Source organism: Pectobacterium peruviense, from assembly GCF_003312355.2.
Taxonomy (GTDB): domain Bacteria; phylum Pseudomonadota; class Gammaproteobacteria; order Enterobacterales; family Enterobacteriaceae; genus Pectobacterium; species Pectobacterium peruviense.
Genome location: NZ_CP161826.1, coordinates 4,533,845 through 4,559,304 on the forward strand (window position 1 = coordinate 4,533,845; position 25,460 = coordinate 4,559,304).

General features: G+C 51.9%; 30 protein-coding genes. 16 read left to right on the plus strand and 14 right to left on the minus strand.

The annotated features are described in order from the left end of the window. Nucleotides 1–19: 19 nt before the first annotated feature. From sspB to zapE, 5 genes are all read right to left on the minus strand, one after another. Complete coding sequence (sspB, locus tag DUT67_RS20390; RefSeq protein WP_048258373.1) at nt 20–523, minus strand: ClpXP protease specificity-enhancing factor; 504 nt, start codon at nt 521–523, stop codon at nt 20–22. A 5-nt stretch (nt 524–528) separates the two neighbouring features. Further along, complete coding sequence (gene sspA, locus DUT67_RS20395; protein WP_048258372.1) at nt 529–1,170, minus strand: stringent starvation protein SspA; 642 nt, start codon at nt 1,168–1,170, stop codon at nt 529–531. Between the two features lie 329 nt (nt 1,171–1,499). Continuing rightward, a complete protein-coding gene (gene rpsI / locus DUT67_RS20400; RefSeq protein ID WP_011091939.1) occupies nt 1,500–1,892 on the minus strand; it encodes a 30S ribosomal protein S9 in 393 nt (130 codons plus the stop codon). 15 nt (nt 1,893–1,907) lie between these two features. Continuing rightward, nucleotides 1,908–2,336, minus strand: coding sequence for a 50S ribosomal protein L13 (gene rplM, locus DUT67_RS20405; protein WP_005975488.1), 429 nt, complete (start codon nt 2,334–2,336; stop codon nt 1,908–1,910). A gap of 235 nt (nt 2,337–2,571) precedes the next feature. Then, nucleotides 2,572–3,720, minus strand: a complete 1,149-nt coding sequence (gene zapE, locus DUT67_RS20410) for a cell division protein ZapE (protein ID WP_113632221.1) — start codon at nt 3,718–3,720, stop codon at nt 2,572–2,574. 216 nt (nt 3,721–3,936) lie between these two features. On the opposite strand from zapE, the gene zapG reads away from it, so the two are divergent. From zapG to degS, 3 genes are all read left to right on the plus strand, one after another. After that, nucleotides 3,937–4,341 carry a Z-ring associated protein ZapG gene (gene zapG, locus DUT67_RS20415; protein WP_005975485.1) on the plus strand — a complete coding sequence of 135 codons (405 nt, stop codon included), beginning with the start codon at nt 3,937–3,939 and terminating at the stop codon, nt 4,339–4,341. A gap of 367 nt (nt 4,342–4,708) precedes the next feature. Beyond that, a complete protein-coding gene (gene degQ, locus DUT67_RS20420; RefSeq protein WP_113626487.1) occupies nt 4,709–6,079 on the plus strand; it encodes a serine endoprotease DegQ in 1,371 nt (456 codons plus the stop codon). A gap of 214 nt (nt 6,080–6,293) precedes the next feature. Next, entirely contained in the window at nt 6,294–7,391 is a 1,098-nt protein-coding gene (degS, locus tag DUT67_RS20425) for an outer membrane-stress sensor serine endopeptidase DegS (RefSeq protein ID WP_048258369.1), read from the plus strand. 107 nt (nt 7,392–7,498) lie between these two features. Here degS and murA read toward each other — a convergent pair whose 3' ends face one another. From murA to mlaF, 7 genes are all read right to left on the minus strand, one after another. Continuing rightward, nucleotides 7,499–8,761: a UDP-N-acetylglucosamine 1-carboxyvinyltransferase gene (murA, locus tag DUT67_RS20430; protein ID WP_113626489.1), complete on the minus strand. Its 1,263-nt coding sequence runs from the start codon at nt 8,759–8,761 to the stop codon at nt 7,499–7,501. Between the two features lie 80 nt (nt 8,762–8,841). Beyond that, complete coding sequence (gene ibaG / locus DUT67_RS20435; protein WP_039304057.1) at nt 8,842–9,096, minus strand: BolA family iron metabolism protein IbaG; 255 nt, start codon at nt 9,094–9,096, stop codon at nt 8,842–8,844. Between the two features lie 134 nt (nt 9,097–9,230). Beyond that, complete coding sequence (gene mlaB / locus DUT67_RS20440) at nt 9,231–9,521, minus strand: lipid asymmetry maintenance protein MlaB (RefSeq protein ID WP_113632222.1); 291 nt, start codon at nt 9,519–9,521, stop codon at nt 9,231–9,233. A 13-nt stretch (nt 9,522–9,534) separates the two neighbouring features. Continuing rightward, the gene (gene mlaC, locus DUT67_RS20445; protein WP_113626490.1) at nt 9,535–10,164 is read right to left on the minus strand and encodes a phospholipid-binding protein MlaC; all 630 of its coding nucleotides are present in this window, start codon (nt 10,162–10,164) and stop codon (nt 9,535–9,537) included. Nucleotides 10,165–10,176: 12 nt separating this feature from the next. Further along, nucleotides 10,177–10,743, minus strand: a complete 567-nt coding sequence (mlaD, locus tag DUT67_RS20450) for an outer membrane lipid asymmetry maintenance protein MlaD (protein ID WP_048258365.1) — start codon at nt 10,741–10,743, stop codon at nt 10,177–10,179. A gap of 4 nt (nt 10,744–10,747) precedes the next feature. After that, nucleotides 10,748–11,530, minus strand: coding sequence for a lipid asymmetry maintenance ABC transporter permease subunit MlaE (gene mlaE / locus DUT67_RS20455; RefSeq protein WP_113626491.1), 783 nt, complete (start codon nt 11,528–11,530; stop codon nt 10,748–10,750). Nucleotides 11,531–11,537: 7 nt separating this feature from the next. After that, nucleotides 11,538–12,350 carry a phospholipid ABC transporter ATP-binding protein MlaF gene (gene mlaF, locus DUT67_RS20460; protein ID WP_048258363.1) on the minus strand — a complete coding sequence of 271 codons (813 nt, stop codon included), beginning with the start codon at nt 12,348–12,350 and terminating at the stop codon, nt 11,538–11,540. Nucleotides 12,351–12,753: 403 nt separating this feature from the next. Here mlaF and DUT67_RS20465 point away from each other — a divergent pair, with 403 nt between their 5' ends. The 12 genes from DUT67_RS20465 to rnk all read left to right on the plus strand — a co-directional run bounded on the left by DUT67_RS20465 (nt 12,754) and on the right by rnk (nt 21,501). After that, nucleotides 12,754–13,719 (plus strand): calcium/sodium antiporter, encoded by a 966-nt coding sequence (locus tag DUT67_RS20465; protein ID WP_048258362.1) that lies wholly within the window; start codon nt 12,754–12,756, stop codon nt 13,717–13,719. 61 nt (nt 13,720–13,780) lie between these two features. Further along, entirely contained in the window at nt 13,781–14,818 is a 1,038-nt protein-coding gene (gene kdsD, locus DUT67_RS20470; protein WP_048258361.1) for an arabinose-5-phosphate isomerase KdsD, read from the plus strand. A gap of 19 nt (nt 14,819–14,837) precedes the next feature. Further along, nucleotides 14,838–15,404: a 3-deoxy-manno-octulosonate-8-phosphatase KdsC gene (gene kdsC / locus DUT67_RS20475; protein ID WP_113626492.1), complete on the plus strand. Its 567-nt coding sequence runs from the start codon at nt 14,838–14,840 to the stop codon at nt 15,402–15,404. Then, nucleotides 15,401–15,967, plus strand: coding sequence for an LPS export ABC transporter periplasmic protein LptC (gene lptC, locus DUT67_RS20480; protein ID WP_048258359.1), 567 nt, complete (start codon nt 15,401–15,403; stop codon nt 15,965–15,967). Before kdsC ends, lptC begins: the two co-directional genes overlap by 4 nt. Beyond that, the gene (lptA, locus tag DUT67_RS20485) at nt 15,948–16,520 is read left to right on the plus strand and encodes a lipopolysaccharide ABC transporter substrate-binding protein LptA (RefSeq protein ID WP_048258358.1); all 573 of its coding nucleotides are present in this window, start codon (nt 15,948–15,950) and stop codon (nt 16,518–16,520) included. Before lptC ends, lptA begins: the two co-directional genes overlap by 20 nt. 3 nt (nt 16,521–16,523) lie before the next feature. Continuing rightward, nucleotides 16,524–17,249 carry an LPS export ABC transporter ATP-binding protein gene (gene lptB, locus DUT67_RS20490; protein WP_011091922.1) on the plus strand — a complete coding sequence of 242 codons (726 nt, stop codon included), beginning with the start codon at nt 16,524–16,526 and terminating at the stop codon, nt 17,247–17,249. 49 nt (nt 17,250–17,298) lie between these two features. Then, nucleotides 17,299–18,732: an RNA polymerase factor sigma-54 gene (gene rpoN / locus DUT67_RS20495; RefSeq protein ID WP_113626493.1), complete on the plus strand. Its 1,434-nt coding sequence runs from the start codon at nt 17,299–17,301 to the stop codon at nt 18,730–18,732. Nucleotides 18,733–18,755: 23 nt separating this feature from the next. Beyond that, entirely contained in the window at nt 18,756–19,043 is a 288-nt protein-coding gene (hpf, locus tag DUT67_RS20500) for a ribosome hibernation promoting factor (RefSeq protein ID WP_011091920.1), read from the plus strand. Nucleotides 19,044–19,140: 97 nt separating this feature from the next. Continuing rightward, the gene (gene ptsN, locus DUT67_RS20505) at nt 19,141–19,614 is read left to right on the plus strand and encodes a PTS IIA-like nitrogen regulatory protein PtsN (protein WP_048258356.1); all 474 of its coding nucleotides are present in this window, start codon (nt 19,141–19,143) and stop codon (nt 19,612–19,614) included. A gap of 160 nt (nt 19,615–19,774) precedes the next feature. Next, nucleotides 19,775–20,632 carry an RNase adapter RapZ gene (rapZ, locus tag DUT67_RS20510; protein WP_010296630.1) on the plus strand — a complete coding sequence of 286 codons (858 nt, stop codon included), beginning with the start codon at nt 19,775–19,777 and terminating at the stop codon, nt 20,630–20,632. 31 nt (nt 20,633–20,663) lie between these two features. Then, nucleotides 20,664–20,936 carry a PTS phosphocarrier protein NPr gene (gene npr, locus DUT67_RS20515; RefSeq protein ID WP_011091918.1) on the plus strand — a complete coding sequence of 91 codons (273 nt, stop codon included), beginning with the start codon at nt 20,664–20,666 and terminating at the stop codon, nt 20,934–20,936. A 154-nt stretch (nt 20,937–21,090) separates the two neighbouring features. Continuing rightward, on the plus strand, nt 21,091–21,501 hold the full coding sequence (gene rnk / locus DUT67_RS20520; protein ID WP_113626495.1) for a nucleoside diphosphate kinase regulator: 411 nt from the start codon (nt 21,091–21,093) through the stop codon (nt 21,499–21,501). 71 nt (nt 21,502–21,572) lie between these two features. Here rnk and pmbA read toward each other — a convergent pair whose 3' ends face one another. Continuing rightward, nucleotides 21,573–22,913: a metalloprotease PmbA gene (gene pmbA, locus DUT67_RS20525; protein ID WP_113626496.1), complete on the minus strand. Its 1,341-nt coding sequence runs from the start codon at nt 22,911–22,913 to the stop codon at nt 21,573–21,575. A gap of 366 nt (nt 22,914–23,279) precedes the next feature. Between pmbA and yjgA the strand changes: the two genes are divergently transcribed. Then, nucleotides 23,280–23,831: a ribosome biogenesis factor YjgA gene (yjgA, locus tag DUT67_RS20530; RefSeq protein WP_113626497.1), complete on the plus strand. Its 552-nt coding sequence runs from the start codon at nt 23,280–23,282 to the stop codon at nt 23,829–23,831. Nucleotides 23,832–23,925: 94 nt separating this feature from the next. Here yjgA and DUT67_RS20535 read toward each other — a convergent pair whose 3' ends face one another. Then, nucleotides 23,926–25,380: an NAD-dependent succinate-semialdehyde dehydrogenase gene (locus DUT67_RS20535; RefSeq protein WP_113632223.1), complete on the minus strand. Its 1,455-nt coding sequence runs from the start codon at nt 25,378–25,380 to the stop codon at nt 23,926–23,928. Nucleotides 25,381–25,460 lie beyond the last annotated feature (80 nt).

Genomic DNA, 25,460 nt, shown 5'->3' on the forward strand with positions numbered 1-25,460 from the left:
CGGTGCCCTTAGGAACAGATTATTTTACGACCCGTAGAGAGGGTCTGCCACCTTTAGGCGGCTGTGGTGGTTCATCATCAGAACCGGAACCATCGTCAGGTGCTTCAGAATCAGGTGAGCTATCGACAATCGACATGATCGTCCCTGAAGAGGGCGCGCCTTCCTGAAAGTCTTCATATTCACCTGCACCTTCGTAAGCAGGTTCGGACTCAAACATCGTTCCAGCCCCATTCTCACGAGCGTAGATCGCCATTACGGCCGCCATCGGCACATGAACCTGGCGCGGCACGCCGCCAAAACGGGCATTGAAACGAACGCTGTCATCAGCTAACTCAAGGCCACCAACAGCGCGCGGTGCGATATTCAGCACAATCTGGCCGTCACGGGCGAACTCCATTGGCACCATAACATCCGGCAGGGTCACATCGACCACCAGATGAGGCGTTAATTGGTTATCCAACAACCAATCATAAAAAGCCCGTAATAAATACGGACGACGCGGAGACAGTTGAGACAACGCCATACAATTTAACCTCGGGTTTGCAAACGCATTTCACGTTCTACTTCCGTCAGGGAAGCCAGGAACGCATCACGCTCAAAGACGCGTGTCATATAGCCTTTCAGTTCTTTCGCGCCCGAACCACTCAGTTCAATGCCTAACTGCGGCAGACGCCACAGCAGCGGAGCCAGATAGCAATCCACCAGGCTGAACTCTTCACTCATGAAATAAGGCGCTTCATTAAACACTGGGGCAATCGCCAGCAGTTCTTCACGCAGTTGCTTACGCGCTGCGTCCGCTTCCTGAGCGTTGCCATGCGTAATTTTCTTCAGCAAAGAATACCAGTCGCTCTCAATGCGATGCATCATCAGGCGGCTGTTACCACGTGCAACCGGATAGACAGGCATTAACGGCGGATGAGGGAAACGTTCATCCAGATACTCCATGATAATACGTGATTCATAGAGCGTCAGTTCGCGATCGACCAGCGTCGGCACAGAACCATAAGGATTGAGGTCAATAAGATCCTGAGGCAGATTATCCATGTCAACCTGCTCAATCTCGACACTCACACCTTTTTCCGCCAATACAATGCGGACCTGATGGCTAAAAATGTCGGACTGACCAGAAAACAGCGTCATTACCGAACGTTTGTTGGCAGCGACAGCCATGAAAACCTCCAAGTTTATTGAGAATAATATGGCGAATAACTACGCAGTGAATAACCTGCAAACCGCTATTCGAAATTCTGCTCGCCAATGTGTAAACGTCACCTGATAAAATCCATCGTTTTAAACGACTACGCGATAGCTGGCACACAGGCATAAAATCGGCTAATAGCTTATCAGATTTTGTTCGTTTTGTGGGGGCATAAGCGCAATTTCATCGCTAACATACGGAAAGTAAAGCGTATATTTCGAGGAAATTATTTTTAGACATAAAAAACCCGGTGACCAGCACCGGGTTTTTTGCATTGATTTCGCTGCAATGCAGCCAGAAATTAACGCTTGGAGAACTGAGGACGACGACGTGCTTTACGCAGACCGACTTTCTTACGTTCAACCTGACGAGCATCACGAGTAACGAAACCAGCTTTACGCAGTTCGCCACGCAGGGACTCATCATACTCCATCAGAGCGCGGGTGATACCGTGACGGATCGCACCAGCCTGACCAGAGATACCACCACCTTTAACGGTGATGTACAAATCAAATTTACCAACCATGTCGACCAGTTCAAGCGGCTGACGAACTACCATGCGGGCAGTTTCGCGACCGAAGTACTGTTCCAGACTACGCTGGTTGATAACGATGTTACCGCTGCCCGGTTTGATGAACACGCGAGCGGCGGAGCTTTTGCGGCGACCAGTGCCGTAGTATTGATTTTCAGCCATTGCCTATAATCCCGATTAAATGTCCAGAACTTGCGGTTGCTGTGCCGCGTGATTGTGCTCGGTGCCCGCGTAAACTTTCAGTTTACGGAACATAGCACGACCCAACGGGCCCTTCGGCAGCATGCCTTTAACCGCGATTTCAATCACACGCTCAGGACGGCGGGCAATCATCTCTTCAAAGGTCGCTTGTTTAATACCACCGATGTGACCGGTGTGATGATAATAAATCTTGTCAGTACGCTTGTTGCCAGTTACAGCAACTTTGTCAGCGTTCAGAACGATGATGTAATCACCCGTATCAACGTGCGGGGTGTATTCCGCTTTATGCTTGCCGCGCAGACGACGAGCCAGTTCAGTAGCGAGACGGCCTAAAGTTTTACCGTTCGCATCAACAACGTACCAGTCACGTTTTACGGTCTCTGGTTTAGCTGTAAAAGTTTTCATTAAAAGCTTACCCAATAATTAGTTACACGTTGGTGAACACCCTAACGCTCGAAAACAGTTGAGGCTCACACGACCATCAAGTCCAGCAAACCTACCCCTTCGAATAGCCATTGCCGGCACTATAAAGTTTTTGGGAAAAAAACTTTGTTGTAACGTGGGGTCGCAAGATTATAGAGAAGTCATTCTCAAAAATCGACCTTTTTTCACACGCAAATGACGAAAACTGCAGCCTGCGTTACGCCAGATGTGGCTGCCGTAGGTACTCTTCGCTTTGCATTTCCTGTAAACGAGATAAACAGCGCTGATATTCAAATTTCAAGTGCTCTCCCTGGTAGATATCAAACATCGACGCCTGTGCAGAGATAATCAATTTGATACGACGATCGTAGCACTCATCTACCAGCGCCAGAAAACGGCGAGCGGTGTTCTCTTCTTTCGTGTCCATTACCGTCACATTGTGCAACAGCATCGTGTGGTAGAGGCGCGACAGCGCAATGTAATCATTCTGGCTGCGCGCTTCTGTACACAGCGTGTGGAAATCGACAGCCAGCACGCCGTCGCTCACGCCGAGTGTCGTTAACGGACGATGATTGATTTCCAGCACCGGTCCCGGCGTCTGCCATTTTTTCCCCGTCAGGCGAGTGAACATCTGCTGCATCGCAGCACTCGTTTCTTCATTCAGCGGCGAAAGATAAAGGTGCGCCTGTGTCAGCGTACGCAGACGATAATCGATACCGGCATCGACATTGCGCACTTCACAATGCTGTTTAATTAGCTCAATGGCGGGTAGAAAGCGTGCGCGTTGTAATCCATTGCGATAGAGATCGTCCGGCGGAATATTCGACGTCGCCACCAGCGCAATGCCACGGGCAAACAACGCACGCAGCAGCTCAGCCAGCAGCATCGCATCGGTAATGTCAGAGACGAAGAATTCATCAAAGCACAACACATCGGTTTCGGCTTTGAAGCCGTCGGCCACTTTCTCCAGCGGATTTTCTTGCCCCTGAAACTGGTTTAGCTCTTCATGTACACGCAGCATAAAGCGATGGAAATGCAGACGCATCTTACGTTCGGCAGGCAGGCTATGAAAAAACATATCCATCAACCAGGTTTTACCACGCCCGACGCCGCCCCACATATATAGCCCCTGAACCGGCTCAGGCTCGCGTTTATCACGCAATCCCAGCCAACTACGCCATTTCCCCCGACCAGACGCCTCCGCATCGCCATCCGCAGCACGTTCACATAGCGCCTGATGTATCGCTTCCAGACGCACAACGGTTTGCCGCTGCACCTCGTCCGGTTGATATTCGCCGGCGGAAAGTGCCTGTTGGTAAAGCGCCAAGGGTGTTGTTTGCTGCCGTGTTGTCTGTGGAGTAGCCATCGCAATCCCTGAGAAAAAAGTTAGTCGTGTTTTGCTGTGTGTTGCCGTCGATTTAAGCCGTAATCGTCGCAGTTAACAACCTTGATGTCTGCGGTGAATCAACATTCCCTTCAGTCATCGAGCATCAGGATTCCACTCAGGCAAGGTTAACGGTTATAGTGACTATTATTAAGTGAAAAATCCCTACGGGACAACGACGTCAAAATAGGAGCGATTATGACTTGGGAGTATGCGCTGATAGGTTTAGTTGTCGGTATTATTATTGGTGCTGTCGCCATGCGCTTTGGTAACCGTAAACTGCGGCAACAGCAGGTATTGCAAAATGAGCTGGAGAAAAGCAAAACCGAACTGGAAGACTATCGTCAGGAATTGGTCGGACACTTCGCCCGCAGTGCGGAGTTGTTGGATAACATGGCGGATGACTATCGTCAGCTTTATCAGCACATGGCGAAAAGCTCCAATAACCTGTTACCTAACGTTCCCGGCCAGGATAATCCATTTAAATACCGTCTGACCGAGTCAGAAGCGGATAACGATCAGGCACCGGTGAACATGCCACCACGCGATTATTCCGATGGTGCGTCAGGTTTGCTGCGGGGCGAGCGCCCGATCCGTAAATAATATCAACTAATTATACCCTAAATAATTCGAGTTGCATGAAGGCGGCAAGAGAGGGAATCCCGATGAGCTTACCCAAGTAAGTGATTCGGGTGAGTAAACGCAGCCAACATACATGCAGCTTGAAGTATGACGGGTATAACGTGAGGCTTTCTGGCCTCACGCTTTCCCTCCCTTGTTCTACGCTTATTAAGACGCACACCGCAGGCTGTCATCACCCGATCACGCGCCATAAAAAGCGATAGTTACAATCTGCTGACGAAACAGCAGTGAACTTTACACATTGATCGCCAGTCTGACTCTTCACCGTGTCTTTAAGTTTATATATCATCGTTTTATTCATCCGCAGGCCGTGAGAGAGTTAATAACAATGAAAAAAACGTCATTATTATTTAGTGCACTGGCAATGAGTATAGGTTTGACCCTGTCCACGCTTCCCGTAGCGAATGCTGCGCTGCCTGCCGTGGTTCAAGGGCAACAAACGCCAAGCCTGGCCCCGATGCTGGAAAAAGTCTTGCCAGCCGTCGTCAGCGTGCATGTTGAAGGTACACAGGTACAGCGCCAGCGCGTACCGGAAGAGTTCAAGTTCTTCTTTGGCCCGAACTTCCCGACGGACAAACAAAATTCTCGTCCGTTTGAAGGTCTGGGTTCTGGCGTGATTATTGATGCAGCAAAAGGTTATGTGCTCACCAACAATCACGTTATCAATAACGCCGACAAAATCCGCGTCCAACTTAATGACGGGCGTGAATATGATGCGAAGCTGATTGGTCGCGACGAGCAAACCGATATTGCTCTGCTACAGCTGAACGACGCCAAAAATCTGGTCGCCGTGAAAATGGCGGATTCCGATCAGTTGCGCGTCGGTGACTTTGCCGTTGCCGTGGGTAACCCATTCGGCCTCGGTCAAACTGCGACATCCGGCATTATCTCCGCACTGGGTCGTAGCGGCCTGAATCTTGAAGGGCTGGAAAACTTCATCCAGACCGATGCTTCTATCAACCGCGGTAACTCCGGCGGTGCGCTGGTTAACCTTAACGGCGAACTGATCGGTATCAATACCGCGATTCTGGCTCCGGGCGGCGGAAACATCGGTATCGGTTTCGCTATCCCTAGCAACATGGCCCAGAATCTGTCGCAGCAATTGGTTGAATTTGGTGAGGTCAAACGCGGGCTGCTGGGTATTAAAGGCAGCGAGATGACGTCTGAGATGGCGAAAGCCTTCAACGTCGACGCACAGCGCGGCGCTTTCGTCAGCGAAGTCTTACCGAAATCTGCCGCGTCCAAAGCGGGTATCAAGGCTGGCGACGTGTTGACAACACTGGATGGTAAACCGATCAGCAGCTTTGCAGAACTGCGAGCCAAAGTCGGCACCACCGCGCCGGGCAAGACCGTGAAAATCGGCCTGCTGCGTGATGGTAAACCGCAGGAAGTTTCCGTCGTGTTGGATAACAGCACATCGGCATCGACCAGCGCCGAAACGCTTTCACCGTCATTGCAGGGTGCATCACTGACCAATGGACAGTTGAAAGACGGCAGCAAAGGCGTACAGATTGATAACGTTGCTAAGGACACGCCTGCAGCGCAGGTTGGTCTGCAAAAAGGCGATATCATCATCGGCGTAAACCGCGAGCGTATTGAAAACATCACGCAACTGCGCAAACTGCTGGAAGCGAAACCTTCCGTTCTGGCGCTGAATATCGTCCGAGGCGAAGAAACGATCTATCTGCTGCTACGTTAATCGCTTGTCGTTTTTTACGACAGCCTAACCAGCCAGAAAATCGCTGATGTTAAAAAATTTCCGGGAGAAATTTTTAACGTTGTATCAGCAACGGCCCGTAAGGGGGGCGGCCAGGGATGGCTCGCCATAAAAAATCGGACACCGAGCCATGCGGTGTCCGAACTTCTCGTGATATCCTCCCCTTATCTCCCTTTTTCCACAGTAAATCGCAGCCATGCTTGCTAAGTTATTACGTTCAGCGCTATTTGGTGCCCTCGTTGCCGGTATTATTCTGGCCGTACTCCCGTTCATCGGGTCTGGCACGTCATTTCTGAAAAACAATGACAGAAATACTGATGGCTCGCCCGTAAGCTACCATCAGGGCGTCAACCGTGCGGCTCCTGCTGTGGTTAATATTTATAATCGGGTTTCCAATGCGGAAAAACCCAATGAAGTCGCTATTCACCCTCTGGGTTCTGGCGTCATCATGAACGATAAAGGGTATATTTTAACCAATAAGCATGTGATTAATAACGTGCAGCAGATCCAGATAGAGCTATCAGATGGCAGGCTGTACGAAGCCCGCGTAATCGGCTCTGATTCCCTAACCGATCTAGCTGTGCTGCAAATTGATGGCGTCAATCTGCCCGTTATTCCCATGAATCCAGACCGTCTCCCGCACGTCGGCGATGTCGTGATGGCGATCGGCAACCCGTATAATTTGGGGCAAACCGTCACGCAGGGCGTCATCAGCGCCACTGGCCGCGTCAGCCTCAGCGCTTACGGCCAACAAAGAAGCCAGGTAGGACGCCAAAATCTGCTACAAACCGATGCATCAATTAACCACGGGAACTCCGGCGGTGCGCTGGTCAATACGCTCGGTGAACTCGTTGGTATTAATACCCTTTCTTTTGATAAGAGCAGCAATGGCGAAACGCCGGAAGGTATTAGCTTCGCCATCCCCGTGGCGCTAGCCACCAAGGTGATGGGCAAGCTGATTCGCGATGGTCGCGTGGTGCGCGGCTATATTGGCGTCAACGGTGTACAACTCGAAAAAATTGAGAACAGTACGTTAACCAACAATCCTGATGTACAGGGTAGATTAAGCGGTATTCTGGTTCAGACTATCGATCCTGGCGGCCCTGCGGATAAAGCCGGGATCCACATCGAAGATGTCATTCTAAGCGTAAACAATAAGCCCGCACGCTCGATTATTGAAACTATGGAACAGGTGTCGGAAATACGCCCCGGTACCGTCATCCCCGTCACGGTTGAGCGTGATAAAAAGCAATTCACATTACAAATGACAATTCAGGAATTCCCGACCCAATAGCGGCATGCAAAGTCGGTTGATAAAAGTGACGTCGACAGACAAACAAGAAACCGGGCGGGAACCCACCCGGTTAACAAACATAATATGAAGAGAAACAGGCGAAGCGCTTACTCGTGCTCTTTAACGCGCTCGATGTTCGCACCTAATGCGCGCAGCTTATCTTCGATGCGGTCATAGCCACGATCGATATGATAAATACGATCTACCGTCGTCACACCTTCCGCGATACAACCGGCTAATACCAGACTGGCTGACGCACGTAAGTCGGTCGCCATGACCTGCGCACCGGACAGCTTATCAACGCCGTGGCAAATCACCGTATTGCTCTCAATCTCCGCCTGTGCGCCCATACGGATAAGTTCAGGCACATGCATGAAGCGGTTTTCGAAGATGGTTTCGGTAATCACACCCGTCCCTTCTGCGACCAGATTCAACAAGCTGAACTGCGCCTGCATATCGGTCGGGAATCCAGGATGCGGCGACGTGCGAACGGTAACCGCTTTCGGACGCTTACCGTGCATATCCAGGCTAATCCAGTCTTCGCCGACTTCGATATCCGCGCCCGCTTCGCGCAGCTTAGCCAATACCGCATCCAGCGTATCAGGACGGGTATTGCGGCAGATAATCTGACCGCGTGATACCGCAGCCGCAACCAGGAATGTCCCGGTTTCAATACGGTCAGGAACAACGCGATACACACCGCCGCCCAGACGCGCGACGCCTTCAATAGTGATTTTATCGCTGCCTGCACCGCTGATTTTCGCACCCAGCGTATTCAGGAAGTTTGCCGTATCGACAATCTCCGGTTCACGCGCAGCGTTCTCAATAATTGTGGTGCCTTCCGCCAGCGTTGCCGCACTCATGATGGTTACCGTGGCACCCACGCTAACCTTATCCATCACGATATGCGCACCTTTCAGGCGCCCATCAACCGTTGCTTTTACATAGCCTTCTTCTAGTACGATCTGCGCACCGAGCTGCTCAAGGCCGTAAATATGCAAATCTACCGGACGCGCGCCAATCGCACAGCCGCCGGGCAGCGATACCTGACCCTGACCAAAACGCGCCACCAGCGGTCCTAAAGCCCAGATGGAAGCACGCATGGTTTTCACCAGATCGTACGGCGCGCAAAACACGTTTACATCGCTGGCATCCACATGGACAGAACCGTTACGCTCAACGCGCGCACCCAGCTGACCAAGCAGCTTCATGGTGGTATCAATATCGCGCAGTTTCGGTACGTTCTGAATCTCTACCGGCTCTTCTGCAAGTAACGCAGCGAACAGGATTGGTAACGCAGCATTCTTGGCGCCGGAAATGGTCACTTCCCCCGCTAAACGGGTTGGGCCCTGAACACGAAATTTATCCATAGTCTTTGTATCTCGATGTCTTAATTCAATATTTCGTCACACTGATACCGGCAGTTTATTCCCTCTCGTACAGGGAATACTTAGAAGCCGTTCAGTTTACGGTCGCGTTGCCATTCTTCTGGCGTATAGGCCTTGATCGACAATGCATGAATACGGTTATCCGCGATGTACTCCATCAGCGGCGCATAAACAGCCTGCTGTTTTTTTACTCGGCTCATTCCAGCAAAAAGTCCGCCCACTGCGATAACTTGAAAATGGCTGCCATCACCAGAAACATGGGCTTCTTCCAGTGCTAATGCGTTCATCAGCACGTCTTTAATTTCGTTATTTTCCATCGCTCTCGATTTCTATGTCAGGGGGAGATGATTTACAGGGAGGTATCTTAGATGAATATGGCGCTATCTTAAACAAAGAATGCGCCCCTTCAGACGATGCCTAAAGGGGCGAATACGGCAATCAGCATTGCCGTTTAAGACACAGGAATGATTTCATTCAGGTTATAGAGCGCAATGAGCGTTTTTAGCCGATCGCTGGCACCGACAATCGTTATCTCACCGCCTGAAGACGGCTGCTGATAAACATGCATCAGCAATGCCAACCCAGCAGAATCAACACGGTTTAATCCAGACACATCCAGCGTGGTTTTACCCGCCAGCAACGATTCACGCTGCTGCCAGAACGGTAACAGCGTTTCACGATCGAGATCGCCCGTTAATGCCAGCGTTGATTCCTGCACCTGCCAGTTCAATGCGTTCGCCATATTCGTACCCAAATTACTTTTTCTGATCCAACGTGATGGTCTGCTTAGCCGAAGATTCTAGCTGTTGAGTCAGGCCATCAACGCCTTTCTGGCGCAATATTGCCGCCCACTCGTTCTGCTTAGTGGTGATCATACTGACACCTTCGGCAATCATGTCGTACGCCTGCCAGTTACCGGTTTTGCTGTTCTTACGCCATTGGAAATCCAGACGTATAGGAGGACGGCCGCCGTTATCTACGATGGTGACACGAATGGAAACAATGTCGGCATTGCCCAGCGGCTGTTCAGGGGCGATTTGATAGTTCTGCCCGTTATACATCGCCAGAGCCTGGCCGTAAGCCTGCTCCAGATAGGCTTCAAACGCTTTGAAATAGGCATCACGCTGTGCCGGCGTAGAATCTTTGTAGTAACGACCGAGAACCAGCGCACCAGCGTATCTCACCTGAACATACGGCAGCAGCTCTTCACGCACGACGGTACGCAAATAGTCAGGGTTTTGCTTGATTTTTGGCTGCTCGTTCTTCAAACGATCGAAAGTTTTTTCCGCCGTTTCGTTCATTAAACGATAGGGATTCGTTTGATCCGCCGCGTTGGCTAATGGCGCGACCACCAGTAAAGCCACCATCAGTAAACGTTTAAACATGCAGATATCCTCTTATGGATGTGAAGGAACAGATTCGTTGTTGTGCTCAGGCATGGCCGCAGGATCGGCACCAGGTTCCGTACCCGATTGACCGGCATTATCCTCGCTATTGCCACCGCTCTTATATAGGAATTGCCCGATGAGGTCTTCAAGCACCATGGCCGACTTGGTGTCCTGAATCACACCACCGTCTTTCAGAATCGTCGTGCCCATATCCTCATCTTCAAACCCGATGTTCAATGCCAGATACTGCTCGCCCAGCAAGCCAGAGGTACGAATAGCCAGAGAACTGGTATCGGGAATATGATCGTAACGCTGCTGAATATCCATTGCCACACGCGGAAGGTAGGTTTTCTCGTCCAGCGAGATATCCGCCACGCGGCCAATAACCACGCCACCAATTCGGATCGGAGAACGCGCTTTCAATCCGCCAATGTTGTCAAATGTCGCGTACAGGCGGTACGTTGGCTCACTACCGATCGACTTGAGATCGGCCACTTTCAGACATAAAAAGAGGATGGCAGCCAGCGCGATCAACATAAACACACCAACCCAGACTTCAGTTTTCTTTGTTTGCATCGACTCAGTTCCCAAACATCAGTGCTGTCAGCACAAAATCCAATCCCAGTACCGCTAACGACGAGTGCACGACGGTTCGGGTCGTTGCACGGCTAATCCCCTCAGACGTCGGGATCGCGTCATAGCCGTTAAACAGTGCAATCCAGGTCACGGTAATCGCAAATACGATACTTTTAATCACGCAGTTCAACACATCCTGACGCCAGTCAACCGCGCCCTGCATGGCAGACCAGAAGAACCCGCTGTCGATACCTTTCCAATCCACACCGACCAACGCGCCTCCCCAGATCCCCACGGCGACAAAAATCACCGCCAGCAGCGGCATGCTAATTAACCCCGCCCAGAAGCGCGGCGCGACAACGCGGCGCAGCGGGTCAACCGCCATCATCTCCATGCTGGAAAGCTGCTCAGTTGCCTTCATCAAGCCGATTTCCGCCGTCAACGCGGAACCGGCACGCCCAGCGAACAGCAGTGCCGTCACCACCGGACCAAGCTCACGCAGCAGCGACAGCGCCACCATCATGCCCAAACTGGCCTCGGCGCTGTAAGTCGTCAGGATGATATAACCCTGTAACCCCAGCACCATGCCGATGAACAGACCGGAAACCATGATGATAAGTAGCGACTGCACGCCAACGCTGTAAAGTTGTTTCACCAACAGCGGCCACTGCTTTCTGAATTCGGGTTTACCCACCAGCGCATTAAACAGCATCAGCCCAGCGCGCCCAAACGAGGCACTGGCGGAGATTCCCTGACGTCCTAGCGACGCCAACGTCCGTAATAACATGACTGCGTTAACCCCCTGAGCCTAGCAGCGACGTTTTATAGTCACCAGCAGGAAAACGGAAAGGCACTGGCCCATCGGCGATGCCATCCAGAAACTGACGAACCTGTGGGTCAGTATTTGCCCTGAGCTGATCCGCAGTTCCTTCAGCTATCACCCGTTTGTCGGCCACGATATACGCATAATCGGCGATGCTCATCACCTCCGGTACATCGTGAGAAACCACAATGCAGGTCACGCCCAATGCGTGGTTTAGCTCATCAATGAGCTTCACCAAGGTCCCCAGCGTGATCGGATCCTGCCCCACAAAAGGCTCATCGAACATAATCAACTGCGGGTCGAGCGCGATGGATCTCGCCAGTGCCGCGCGCCGTGCCATGCCGCCGGAAAGTTCCGCTGGCATCAGCTCGGCAGCTCCACGTAGCCCCACTGCTTCCAACTTCATCATCACAATGCTATGCAGCAGCGATTCCGGTAGTTGGGTATGTTCACGCAGCGGCCAGGCGACATTATCAAACACGTTCAAATCGGTGAATAGCGCACCAGACTGAAACAACATGCTCATTTTCTTGCGCGCGTTGTACAGTTCGCTGCGCGACAGCACAGGGATATTCTCGCCATCAAACCAAATTTCACCGCTGTCCGGCGATAGTTGCCCGCCAATAAGACGCAGCAACGTGGTTTTACCAATACCGGAAGGCCCCATGATCGCAGTGACCTTGCCTTTAGGTACGTTCAACGTGATGTCTGTAAAAATCTCTCGCTCTCCGCGCCGAAAGCTAAGACCACGGATCTCGACCAGATTAGTTGCCTCATGGTTCATTATTTCCATTCCTTACCAATCAGTACGCTTATAGAGGTCTTTCACTCCAGCCTAACGGCTGGCTTTTATGCAAGTGAGAGTTTTACAAAAACTTACCGTAAGTTCTTGTCCAAAATGGCGGCATAAACCGTTATCGGGTTTTACTTATCGCGACAGGTTTTACTTTTTCGCCAAGCACCGTCAGAATTAGCACTCATCACAGAAAAATGCTTTTTGTGCGAAATTCGTCCAGAAATACTGACTTATTCGACAACAAGCTGGTGATTATACACTAAATAATTCGAGTTGCAGGACGGCGGCGGCGCAGCGAGTCTCTGGGAACTTACACCAGTAAGTGACTGGGGTGAGCAAGAAAAACCAACGCACATGCAGCTTGAAGTATGATCCTATTAAAGGACGCTGCATGCTTTTTGCAACACTACTCTTGTTCGTTGGTTTGCTATTACTGGTCTACGGTGCCGATCGTCTTGTCTATGGCGCTGCCGTGCTTGCACGTTCTCTTGGCTTACCTCCTTTCGTCATCGGCATCACCATTGTCGGCTTCGGCACCTCGCTACCTGAGCTGATTGTTTCTGTTACCGCCGCCTTAAACGATCAAAACGATATGGCCGTCGGTAATGTTATCGGCTCCAATATCACCAATATTTTACTCATTCTCGGCGGCGCAGCGCTCATTCGTCCACTCACCGTACATTCGGCCATACTGCGCCGGGAATTGCCGCTCATGTTGTCGGTCACTTTATTGTGTGGCGTTTTGCTGCATGATAGCTACCTGAGCCGCGCCGACGGCATGATGCTGCTCTTTGCTGCCATTCTGTGTCTGGTGTTGATACTTCGCATGGCACAACAGGCGCAGCGGGAAGGTGGTGATAGCCTGACTCGCGAACAGTTGGCGGAACTTCCGCAGGACGACAGTAACCAGATGGTCGCCGTACTGTGGTTGATTCTCGGCATGATTATTTTACCCATGGCGGCCCGTATGGTGGTGGATAACGCGACCGTCATTGCACGTTACTTTGATGTCAGCGAATTGACGATTGGGCTGACGATATTAGCGATTGGCACCAGTCTGCCTGAGCTCGCTACCGCTATCGTCGGGACGTTGAAGAAAGAAGATGATATCGCGCTGGGTAACCTGATTGGCTCGAACATTTTTAATATCGCGATTGTGCTGGGCGTACCCGCGCTGCTCTCGCCGGGCGCGCTGAATCCTCAGATTTTTCAGCGCGACTATTGGGTCATGCTGGCGGCGAGCGTGCTGTTAACTGCACTGTGCCTCAGCAAAAAACGCCGTATAGGACAGGGGGCAGGCGCATTATTATGCTGCGCGTTTATCGCCTACCTTACGGTGCTGTTCTGTTTTTCGTAATACGCAGTTCTATTTCTCACAATATATTGTTCCGTTTTTCATCATAATCAGGACTATTGGTATGTCACAGTTTGAACAAGACGCTCACCTAAAACAGCAGTCTGACCGTGCACTATCCGAACATAGACTACAGCCAGATTTCGACTTCCAGCAGGCGGGTAAGCAAGTATTGAGTATTGAGCGCGATGGGCTTGCGCAGTTAGACCAGTACATTGATGACAATTTTACCCTCGCCTGCAAAAAGATCTTTCACTGCCAGGGAAAAGTCGTGGTAATGGGGATGGGCAAGTCCGGCCATATCGGCTGCAAGATTGCCGCGACCTTCGCCAGCACGGGTACTCCCGCTTTTTTTGTTCATCCGGGCGAAGCCAGCCATGGTGACCTCGGCATGGTGACACCGCACGATATCGTGATCGCCATTTCTAATTCTGGTGAATCGCATGAAATTCTCTCGCTGATTCCCGTTCTGAAACGCCAGAAAGTGTTCCTGATCTGTATGACTAGCGCACCAGACAGTACGATGGGTAAAGCGGCGGATATTCACCTGTGCGTCCACGTCCCACAGGAAGCCTGCCCGCTCGGTCTGGCCCCTACCACCAGCACCACGGCGACGCTGGTCATGGGCGACGCACTGGCCGTAGCCTTGCTACAGGCGCGTGGCTTTACCGCCGAAGATTTCGCCCTTTCTCACCCCGGTGGCGCACTCGGCCGCAAACTTTTACTGCGCGTCAGCGATATCATGCATTCGGGTGACGAGATTCCCCATGTCCCACACGATGCGTCGTTGCGTGATGCGCTGGTGGAAATTACGCGCAAAAATCTGGGTATGACGGTAATCTGCGAGGCGGATATGAAAATTCAGGGCATCTTCACTGATGGTGACCTGCGCCGCATCTTCGACATGAATATAGACTTGAACAGCGCGCGCATTGCTGATGTGATGACCGCAGGCGGCATCCGGGTCGCACCGCAAACGCTGGCGGTGGATGCACTTAACCTGATGCAGTCGCGCCACATCACCTCGGTGCTAGTGGCAGAAAACGATCGTCTGGTCGGTATTGTCCATATGCACGATATGTTGCGGGCTGGCGTGGTTTAAAAAGAAAGGATAATTGTGAATGAGTGAAACCAGGGCGCAAACCGATACCTGTTATGGACCGGTCGATCAGCAGGTACTGGATAAAGCCCGTGAAGTTCGCCTGTTAATCTGCGACGTTGACGGCGTGATGTCCGATGGTCTGATTTACATGGGTAACCACGGTGAAGAGCTGAAAGCCTTTAACGTCCGTGACGGCTATGGCATTCGCTGCTTGCTGACATCTGACATTGAGGTTGCCATCATTACCGGGCGTTCCGCTAAATTGCTGGAAGATCGCTGTAAAACGCTGGGTATTAACCATCTTTATCAGGGGCAATCGGATAAGGTTTTGGCCTTCAACGATCTGTTAGATAAACTGTCCGTAACAGCCAATCAGGTCGCGTATATCGGCGACGACATGATCGACTGGCCCGTGATGGCACAGGTCGGGCTGAGCGTTGCCGTGGCAGATGCACACCCGCTGCTGTTACCGTGCGCAGATTATGTCACCCGCATTGCGGGAGGGCGTGGCGCAGTACGTGAGCTATGTGATTTGATTCTATTTTCGCAGGACAAGCTGGAGCATGCCAAAGGGTTGTCAATATGAGTAAAACCAAGCGTTGGCTGACCGCTTTTCTGGCACTATTGGTGCTTATCCTCATTGGCTGGAATATTGCGGATGACAACACGGTAACGGCACCGGATGCCAACGATCCCGCCGTGCCAGTCTATACCAGCGAAAAGACCAACACGCAGGTATATAGCCCTGCCGGTAAACTGAGCTACAGACTGATTTCGGAAAAAGCAGAATATTTCAACGACGAGCAGTTAAGTTGGTTTACGACCCCTGTTGCCACGCTGTTCAATGAACAGGGCACGGCAACCTGGTCAGTACGCGCCGATCGCGCCAAGCTGACAAAAGACAAGATGCTCTATCTGTACGGCCACGTCGAGGTGAATAGCCTGACGAAGGACGCGCAGCTTCAGCGCATCACAACGAATAATGCCCAGGTGAATCTGGTCACACAGGACGTCTCTTCCGATGATGAAGTCACCCTGTACGGCACCAGCTTTACCTCAAGCGGAATGAAAATGCGCGGAAATCTGCGTAACAAAACGGCCGAGTTGATCGAAAAGGTAAAAACCTCTTATGAAATCCAAAACCAATAACCTGATGCGTAACACCCTGATCGCCAGCTCGCTGTTTGCCGTCAGCGTTTCCGCCTTTGCCGTCACCGGCGATAGCAACCAACCTATTCACATTGATTCAGCACAGCAATCTCTAGACATGCAGGGCAACACGGTGACGTTCACCGGCAATGTTGTCGTTAAGCAAGGGACGATTGAAGTGAAAGCCGACAAGGTCGTCGTGACGCGTCCACAGGGCGCGCAAGGCAGTGAAGTGGTGGAAGGTTACGGTAATCCTGTGACGTTCTACCAGATGCAGGACAACGGCAAACCGGTGAAAGGTCACGCGCAGAAAATCCGCTACGAGCTGGCCACTGACTTTCTGGTGCTGACAGGCAATGCCTATCTGGAACAGCAGGACAGCAATGTAAAAGGCGATCGCATCACTTATCTGGTGAAACAACAGCAGATGGAAGCGACCAGCGACAAAGGAAAACGCGTGACGACGGTGTTAGTCCCCTCTCAGCTTCAGGAGAAAGAGAATAAGAACCAGCCTTCTCGTTCTCAGCAACCGCAACCACGGGTCACTGAATAAGTTATGGCAACATTAACCGCAGAAAATCTGGCCAAGGCGTACAAAGGCCGTAAGGTCGTGGAAAACGTCAGCCTCACCGTCAATTCCGGTGAAATCGTCGGCCTGCTCGGGCCGAACGGTGCCGGTAAAACGACCACGTTCTACATGGTCGTCGGCATCGTCCCGCGTGATGAAGGCCGCATCGTCATTGACGACGATGACATCAGCCTGCTTCCCCTGCACGAACGTGCCCTACGTGGCATCGGTTATTTGCCGCAGGAAGCCTCTATTTTCCGTCGCTTAAGCGTCTATGACAATCTGATGGCGGTGTTACAGATCCGTAAAGATCTGACAACCGAGCAGCAGGAAGATCGTGCCAACGAACTGATGGAAGAATTCCATATTATTCATTTGCGCGATAGTCTGGGACAATCGCTGTCCGGTGGGGAAAGACGCCGCGTAGAGATTGCGCGCGCGCTGGCAGCAAATCCGAAATTCATCCTGCTGGATGAACCGTTTGCGGGCGTAGACCCGATCTCCGTACTGGATATTAAAAAAATCATTGAGCATCTGCGTGACAGCGGGCTTGGCGTGTTGATTACCGATCATAACGTCCGCGAAACGCTTGATGTCTGTGAACGAGCCTATATCGTGAGTCAGGGCAATCTGATCGCCCACGGTTCACCGACCGAAATTTTGGCCGATGAACAGGTGAAACGCGTCTATCTGGGCGAAGGCTTCCGACTCTGATAGGGTAATATTTTCTCTTTGCAGTACTTATGGGACGTTAGCGCGATTTATGAAGCAAGGTTTGCAACTCAGGCTTAGCCAGCAACTGGCCATGACTCCACAGCTCCAACAGGCGATCCGCCTGTTGCAACTGTCCACGCTTGAATTGCAACAGGAGATTCAACTGGCGCTGGAAAGCAATCCGTTGCTCGAACAAACGGATCAGCACGACGAAATCGAGTCATTTGAAAAGGCAGATAGCGATTCACTGGATACCGGTGAAGCCCTTGAGCAAAGGGACATGCCGGAAGAATTGCCGCTCGATGCCACCTGGGATGAGATCTACTCCGCAGGCACGCCGTCGGGCACTGGCTCTGACTATCGCGATGAAGAACTCCCTATTTATCAAGGCGAAACCACGCAAACGCTTCAGGATTACCTGATGTGGCAGGTTGAGCTGACGCCATTTTCAGACACCGACGCGGCCATTGCGACTTCTATCGTCGATGCGGTAGACAACACTGGTTACCTGACCGTGCCGCTGGGGGACATCCTCGACAGCATCGGTGACGACGACGTGACGCTGGAAGAAGTCGAAGCTGTACTTAAGCGCGTTCAACGCTTCGATCCCGTTGGCGTTGCCGCCCGCGATCTGCGTGATTGTCTGCTGGTACAGCTTTCTCAATTTGATGACAGCACGCCACGACTGGCCGAAGCGCGCCTGATCGTCAGCGATCATCTCGATCTATTAGCCAACCATGATTTCCGTAGCCTGATCCGCGTTACTCGTCTGAAAGAAGAAGTGCTGAAAGAAGCGCTGGCGCTGATCCAATCGCTCGATCCACGTCCTGGGCAGTCGATCAACACGGGTGAATCCGAATACGTGATCCCTGACGTGCTGGTGCGCAAAGTTCAGGGCGTCTGGGCCGTTGAACTGAATACTGATAGCGTTCCCCGCCTACAGATTAACCAGCAATACGCGGCGTTGGGTAACAGCTCGCGCAACGACAGCGACGGCCAATTTATCCGTAGCAACCTGCAAGAAGCGCGTTGGCTCATCAAAAGCCTGGAAAGTCGCAATGACACGCTGCTGAAAGTAACCCGCTGTATCGTCGAGCAACAGCAGGATTTCTTTGAGCAGGGTGAAGAATTCATGAAGCCCATGGTACTGGCAGACATCGCGCAGGCGGTGGATATGCATGAATCCACTATCTCACGCGTGACGACACAGAAGTTCCTGCACAGTCCACGCGGCATTTTTGAGCTAAAATATTTCTTCTCCAGCCACGTAAATACCGATAGCGGCGGAGAAGCCTCATCAACGGCAATTCGCGCGCTGGTGAAGAAGCTTATTGCAGCGGAAAACCCCGTGAAGCCACTCAGCGATAGCAAGCTTACTGCCTTGCTCTCCGATCAGGGCATCATCGTGGCGCGCCGTACCGTTGCAAAATACCGAGAGTCTTTATCTATCCCACCATCAAATCAGCGTAAACAACTGATTTGATCTCAACAGAGAAGGAAGACACTATGCAGCTCAACATTACCGGACACCACATCGAGATCACTGAACCGCTGCGTGATTTTGTGAATGGAAAATTTGCCAAATTAGAGCAGTATTTTGACCGGATTAATCAGGTCAATGTGGTATTGAGAGTGGAAAAAGTTCAGCAAATTGCCGAGGCCACGCTCCACGTTAATGGTGGGGAGCTGCATGCAACCTCTGAAGCGGAAGATATGTACGCCGCGATAGATTTATTGATTGATAAGCTGGCGAGACAGCTTAATAAGCATAAAGATAAACTTAAGCAGCACTAATTTTCTCCTTTGCCGTTTGGTAAAGGAACAAACTCGGCCCATCTAACATGGTGGGTCGGGATCACCAGAAGTGAAAGCGTCGTTAAGTGAAAATAAAATGAGCCACGATCCCGTATTGCAACTCAGCACCGTATTACGTCCTGAGTGCACCCGAAGCACCGTCCACTGCCAGAGTAAGAAACGGGCATTGGAAATTATCAGTGAGCTGGCCGCTAAGCAGCTCAATATTCCTTCGCAGATTATCTTCGATGCCATTCTCACCCGGGAACGTATGGGCAGTACGGGAATCGGCGGCGGCATTGCCATTCCTCACGGTAAGCTGGAAGACGATAATGCGCTGGGCGCCATCGGTGTTTTCATTCAGTTAGAGCAACCGATCGCTTTCGATGCCATTGATAATCAGGCCGTTGATCTGCTTTTTGCCTTGCTGGTTCCCGCGGAACAATGTAAAACCCATTTACATACCCTGTCGCTTGTTGCCAAGCGGCTGGCGGATAAAACGGTTTGCCGACGCCTGCGTGCGGCGCAAAGCGATGAAGAGCTGTACCAGATTATGACGGAAGCCGGTTGAACCGGATAATCGTCATATTCACGATGACGGGCAATTCGCTGTAGAGTCAGAGAATGCTTGCAATCCGTGCGCTAAGCCGTCATTTTTTTAGCTATACATCACTTTATAAAAACAGCGGCAATGAAAATTCGCCATCACATTGCCAGAGGGGAGTCGTCAGATGGTGCTGATGATTGTCAGTGGTCGCTCAGGTTCAGGGAAATCTGTCGCCCTGCGCGCATTGGAAGATATGGGGTTCTACTGCGTAGATAATCTACCCGTGGTGCTACTGCCAGAACTGGCTAATACGCTTGCGGCACGTAACATTTCCGCAGCGGTCAGCATTGACGTGCGCAATATGCCGGAATCGCCGGAAATCTTTGAGCACGCCATGGAGCAACTGCCACCAAGTTTCTCACCTCAACTACTGTTTCTGGATGCCGATCGCAATACGTTGATCCGTCGTTACAGTGACACCCGTCGTCTGCACCCGCTATCCAGCAAGAATCTGTCGCTGGAAAGCGCGATTGATGAAGAAAGCGATCTGTTGGAACCGCTGCGTTCACGCGCCGATCTGATTATCGATACCTCAGAGATGTCGGTACACGAACTGGCCGAAATGCTGCGTACGCGACTGCTCGGCAAGCGAGAGCGCGAACTCACCATGGTGTTCGAATCGTTCGGCTTCAAGCATGGCATTCCTATCGATGCCGATTACGTTTTTGACGTGCGCTTCCTGCCAAACCCGCACTGGGATCCGAAACTGCGCCCGATGACCGGTCTGGATAAGCCCGTTGCGTCCTTCCTCGACCGACATACCGAAGTTCACAATTTCATCTACCAGACTCGCAGCTATCTCGAACTGTGGCTGCCGATGCTGGAAACCAATAACCGTAGCTATCTGACTGTCGCTATTGGCTGTACTGGCGGTAAACACCGTTCGGTGTATGTCGCTGAGCAGTTGGCTGACTACTTCCGCTCACGCGGTAAAAACGTGCAGTCACGCCACCGTACGCTGGAAAAGCGAAAACCCTCGTGATAGTCGGCAAACCAGCACAGCCAGGTAACCCATGACAGTTCGGCAAACGGTTGAAATTAAAAACAAGCTGGGTATGCATGCTCGCCCAGCGATGAAGTTGTTCGAGCTGGTGCAAAGCTTTGATGCGGAAGTGATACTGCGTAATGACAGCGGCACCGAAGCGGAGGCCAGCAGCGTCATTGCCATGTTGATGCTGGACTCGGCCAAAGGTCGCCTCATCGAAGTAGAAGCCACTGGCCAAGACGAAGAACAGGCGCTTGCTGCCGTCATCGGGCTATTCGAAGCGGGGTTCGACGAAGACTAGCTATTTCCTTAGCAGGCTATCTGTAGACCTTAGTGCTTCACTTTCCCTTCCGAACCTCCTACTATCCCTAATATCATATTTTCTTATACCCCCTGCTCCTCTGGGCGCGGGGGGTTATTTTTATATCATCTGAAAACATCAACTGGAGAGGAGTATGACGAAACCTAACCTGACAATCAGTGAATTGGATGCAGAACGTCTGGATAAGTTATTGGAGCAGCCCGCATTTGCGGACAGCGATATCGCACAGGCGTTGAATGAAGAACTGGATCGCGCAGAAATTCTGCCTTCAGCATCGATTCCCTCACATGTCGTCACCATGAATAGTCGGGTGCGTTTCCGCGATCTGAATACCAACGAAGAGCATATCCGCACGCTGGTTTATCCAGCTGCAGTGAAGGACAGTAAAGAACCGCTGTCGGTGATGGCTCCGCTGGGCGCAGCACTATTGGGAATGCATGTGGGAAACGCTATCACCTGGCAACTGCCAAACGGTGAAGAAACGCGAATTGAAGTATTAGAACTACTCTATCAGCCAGAAGCCGCAGGCGAGTACCACCGCTAAGCCAGAGAAATGCGATAGAGTAACAGCCGTCGGACACTGCCGACGGCGACGGTTACTCATGCAAGCCAGGTTTATTCCCCTGCGATCTTCATCTCTGGTAGCAACACGGAACCACACTGGATATTGCTTCGGGTTTCGATATCGTTCCCTAGCGTCACAATATTACGCAGCATGTCTTTCAGGTTACCCGCGATCGTAATCTCGCTGACCGGATACTGAATTTCGCCGTTTTCGACCCAGAAACCGGATGCCCCGCGGGAATAATCCCCCGTGACACCGCTCACGCCTTGTCCCATCAGTTCGGTCACCAACAGGCCTTTGCCCATCTGTTTCAACATGCCGTTGAAATCCAAACCTTGTCCGGCAATCCGCCAGTTGTGGATACCACCCGCATGGCCGGTGCTCTGCATCCCCAACTTACGTGCGGAGTAGCTTGTCATGAGCCAGGTCTGCAACACGCCTGCTTTCACAATGTCACGCGCCTGCGTCCGCACACCTTCACTATCGAACGGCGTAGAGGCCAGCCCTTTCAGCAGATGCGGATGTTCCTCAATCGTCAGCCACTCTGGCAGAATCTGTTGACCGAGCTTATCCAGCAGGAAAGTGGATTTACGATAAACGCTGCCGCCGCTGATGGCACCAACCAAATGACCAAACAGACCCGTCGCCACTTCCGCAGCAAACATCACCGGTGCCTGCATGGTTGGCAGTTTACGCGGTGACAGGCGGGATAACGTCCGACGCGCGCACTCTTCACCCACCCATTCTGGGCTAAGTAAATCTTCCAGCGCACGACCGACGGTGTAAGCATAATCCCGTTCCATATCGCCATTCACTTCGGCAATCACGCAGCTGGACATGGAATGACGGCTAGAGCAGTAGCTTTTCAGCAAGCCGTGGCTATTGCCGAACACCTTAACGCCATAGTGGCTGTTAAAGCTGCCGCCTTCGGTGTTGGTGATACGCTTGTCAGCTTGTAATGCAGCCTGCTCTGCGCGAGCGGCTAACTCAATGCCACGATCCGCATCAAGCTCAGTCGGATGGAACAGATCCAGATCCGGCGCGTCAAACGCCAGAAGATCGCGATCCGCTGGGCCCGCAAAAGGATCGACAGAGGTATAACGGGCAATATCCAGCGCGGCCTGTACGGTACGTGCTATCGCATCTGGACTGAGATCGGTAGACGATGCGCTGCCTTTACGCTGTTGATGATAAACCGTGATGCCCAAAGCACCATCACTGTTGAATTCAACATTTTCAACGTCACCATAACGGGTACTGACGCTAATGCCCGTCGTTTTTGACACCGCGACTTCTGCCGCATCAGAGCCGGCACGCGCCAGTTCCAACGCCTGAGCAACCGCGAGTTCCAGCGCTTTACGCTGCTCTGCAACCTGAGTAGTTATCGTCATTGTTCTGCCATAATGAGTGGAAGAAAGCTCACCATCATCTCCACTCGAAAAATATGAGTAGAGAGAAATATGCTCTAAATAATTCAAGTTTCAGAAAGGCGGCAAGCGAAGGAATCCCGATGAGCTTACTCAAGTAAGTGATTCGGGTGACTGAACGCAGCCAACGCACATGCAACTTGAAGTATGACGAGCATAAAAAGGTGTAGCATAATGCTTTCTAGTCTAACAGGATCTACGGACAATTTCGCACAAAGCCCAAACCTGTTAGTATCAGCCTCTTTTTTCTGGTGGGCGCGCTGTTCACCATCCCGGAGCCGCTACGCGTCGCGTTAAGCATTGCTCCTGGACACTTTTTAGGAGCCAACCATGAAACAAAAACCCGAAGACTGGCTGAATGACGTCCCGGATAATCAAGAAGACGACGAAGATGATGAAATTATCTGGGTCAGTAAAAGCGAAATAAAGCGTGATGCCGAAGCGCTGAAAGATCTCGGTGCGGAACTGGTTGATCTGGGTAAAAATGCCCTGGAGAAGATCCCGTTGGATGACGATCTGCGTGCGGCAGTGGAACTGGCGCAGCGGATCAAGAAAGAAGGCCGCCGCCGTCAGCTACAGCTGATTGGTAAAATGTTGCGCGCCCGCGATCCAGAACCGATCCAAACCGCGCTGGATAAGCTGAACAACCGTCATAACCAGCAGGTGGCGTTATTCCACAAACTGGAACAACTGCGCGACCGCCTGATTACTGAGGGAGACGATGTGGTTCCAGAGATTCTGGCGCTGTATCCACATGCCGACCGTCAGCAGCTGCGTTCTCTGGTGCGTAATGCACAGAAAGAGAAAGCCGCGAACAAACCGCCGAAAGCCACCCGCCAGATCTTCCAGTATCTGCGTGAGCTAGCTGAAACCACAGATTAACAGCGATAACGGGATGAGGAGTAATCACTCATCCCGTGCTTTACCCGTATCTCATTGCGTTCACGATCAATTCAGATCGCGACATTCATTCAGATCACAGCCCGCCTAGATGCCAGGTTTTCACTTCCAGAAATTCGTCCAGCCCCAGCACAGAGCCTTCACGACCTAACCCCGATTCTTTCACGCCGCCAAAGGGTGCCAGCTCGGTCGAAACGGCACATTCGTTAATGCCAATCATGCCGCTCTCCAGCGCTTCTGCCACACGGAACACACGCTGCAAATTCTGGCTGTAGAAGTAAGCCGCCAGGCCAAATGGCGTATTGTTGGCGCGTTCAATGACCTCTTCTTCCGTTTTGAAACGAAAACATGGGGCGACTGGGCCGAAGGTTTCTTCCTGCGCAAGCAGCATCGCTTCGTTGGCATCAACAATCACTGTCGGTTCAAAAAAACTGTGGCCCAGCTTGTGTCGTTTACCGCCAACAAGCACCTTGCCGCCTTTTTCCACCGCGTCATTGACGTGTTTTTCCACCTTCTCGACGGCGGCATCATCAATCAGTGGGCCAAGCTCTACACCGTCATCCATACCGTTTCCGACCTTCAGCTTTTTCACTTCTTCTGCAAGCTGGGAAACAAACACCTCGTAGACGCCGTCCTGAATATAAAATCGGTTGGCACTGACGCAAACCTGACCCGCATTACGGAAGCGGTTAGCCATCGCGCCTTTCACCGCGGCCTGAATATCCGCATCATCAAACACGATATAAGGCGCGTTGCCGCCCAGTTCCATCGACACTTTCTTCATGGTGTCGGCCGCGTTGCGCACCAGCGTTTTCCCTACCTCTGTTGAGCCGGTAAAGGAAATTTTGCGCACTTTATCGCTCGCCATGACGGTATCGCTAATCGCCTGCGTATCGCCCGCAACGCCGTTGAGTACGCCATCCGGCACACCCGCCTGCTGTGCCAGCGCCAACAGCGCAAACGCAGACAGCGGCGTGTTGTTCGCGGGTTTGATGACACCGGTACACCCCGCCGCCAGCGCGGGCCCTAACTTACGCGTCAACATCGCCAGCGGGAAATTCCACGGCGTAATCGCCACAACGACACCAACGGGTTCACGCGTGGCATAAATCTTCGAGCCGGGCTTGGCGGGGGGAATAATTTCGCCGTTGACGCGTTTTCCCTGCTCGGCAAACCACTGAATGAAATTCGCCGCATAAACGACTTCGCCTTCGGCTTCCTGCACCGGTTTGCCCTGCTCGGCGGTCATCAACTCCGCTAGATAGCGTTTATTCTCCAGAATCAGCTCGTACCAGCGATACAGAATTTCAGAACGTTCCTTCGCGGTTTTACGCTTCCAGGCAGGGAATGCGGCATGGGCAGCGCCAATCGCCGCTTGCGTCTCTTTCTTTCCCGCTTTCGCTACACTGGCAATAGACTCACCCGTCGCCGGATTCACCACCTCGAAAGTGGCTCCGCCTTGCTGCCACTTCCCTGCAACGAAGTAGCCCGTTTTAAACAGTTCATGATCCTGTAAATGGTTTCCTGACATCGTCTTACCTCCTGAAAATGGTCATATTCCCTTATGTTCTGAGGGAAGCTATAGATAATTTAGTATAGAAGTGATGAACA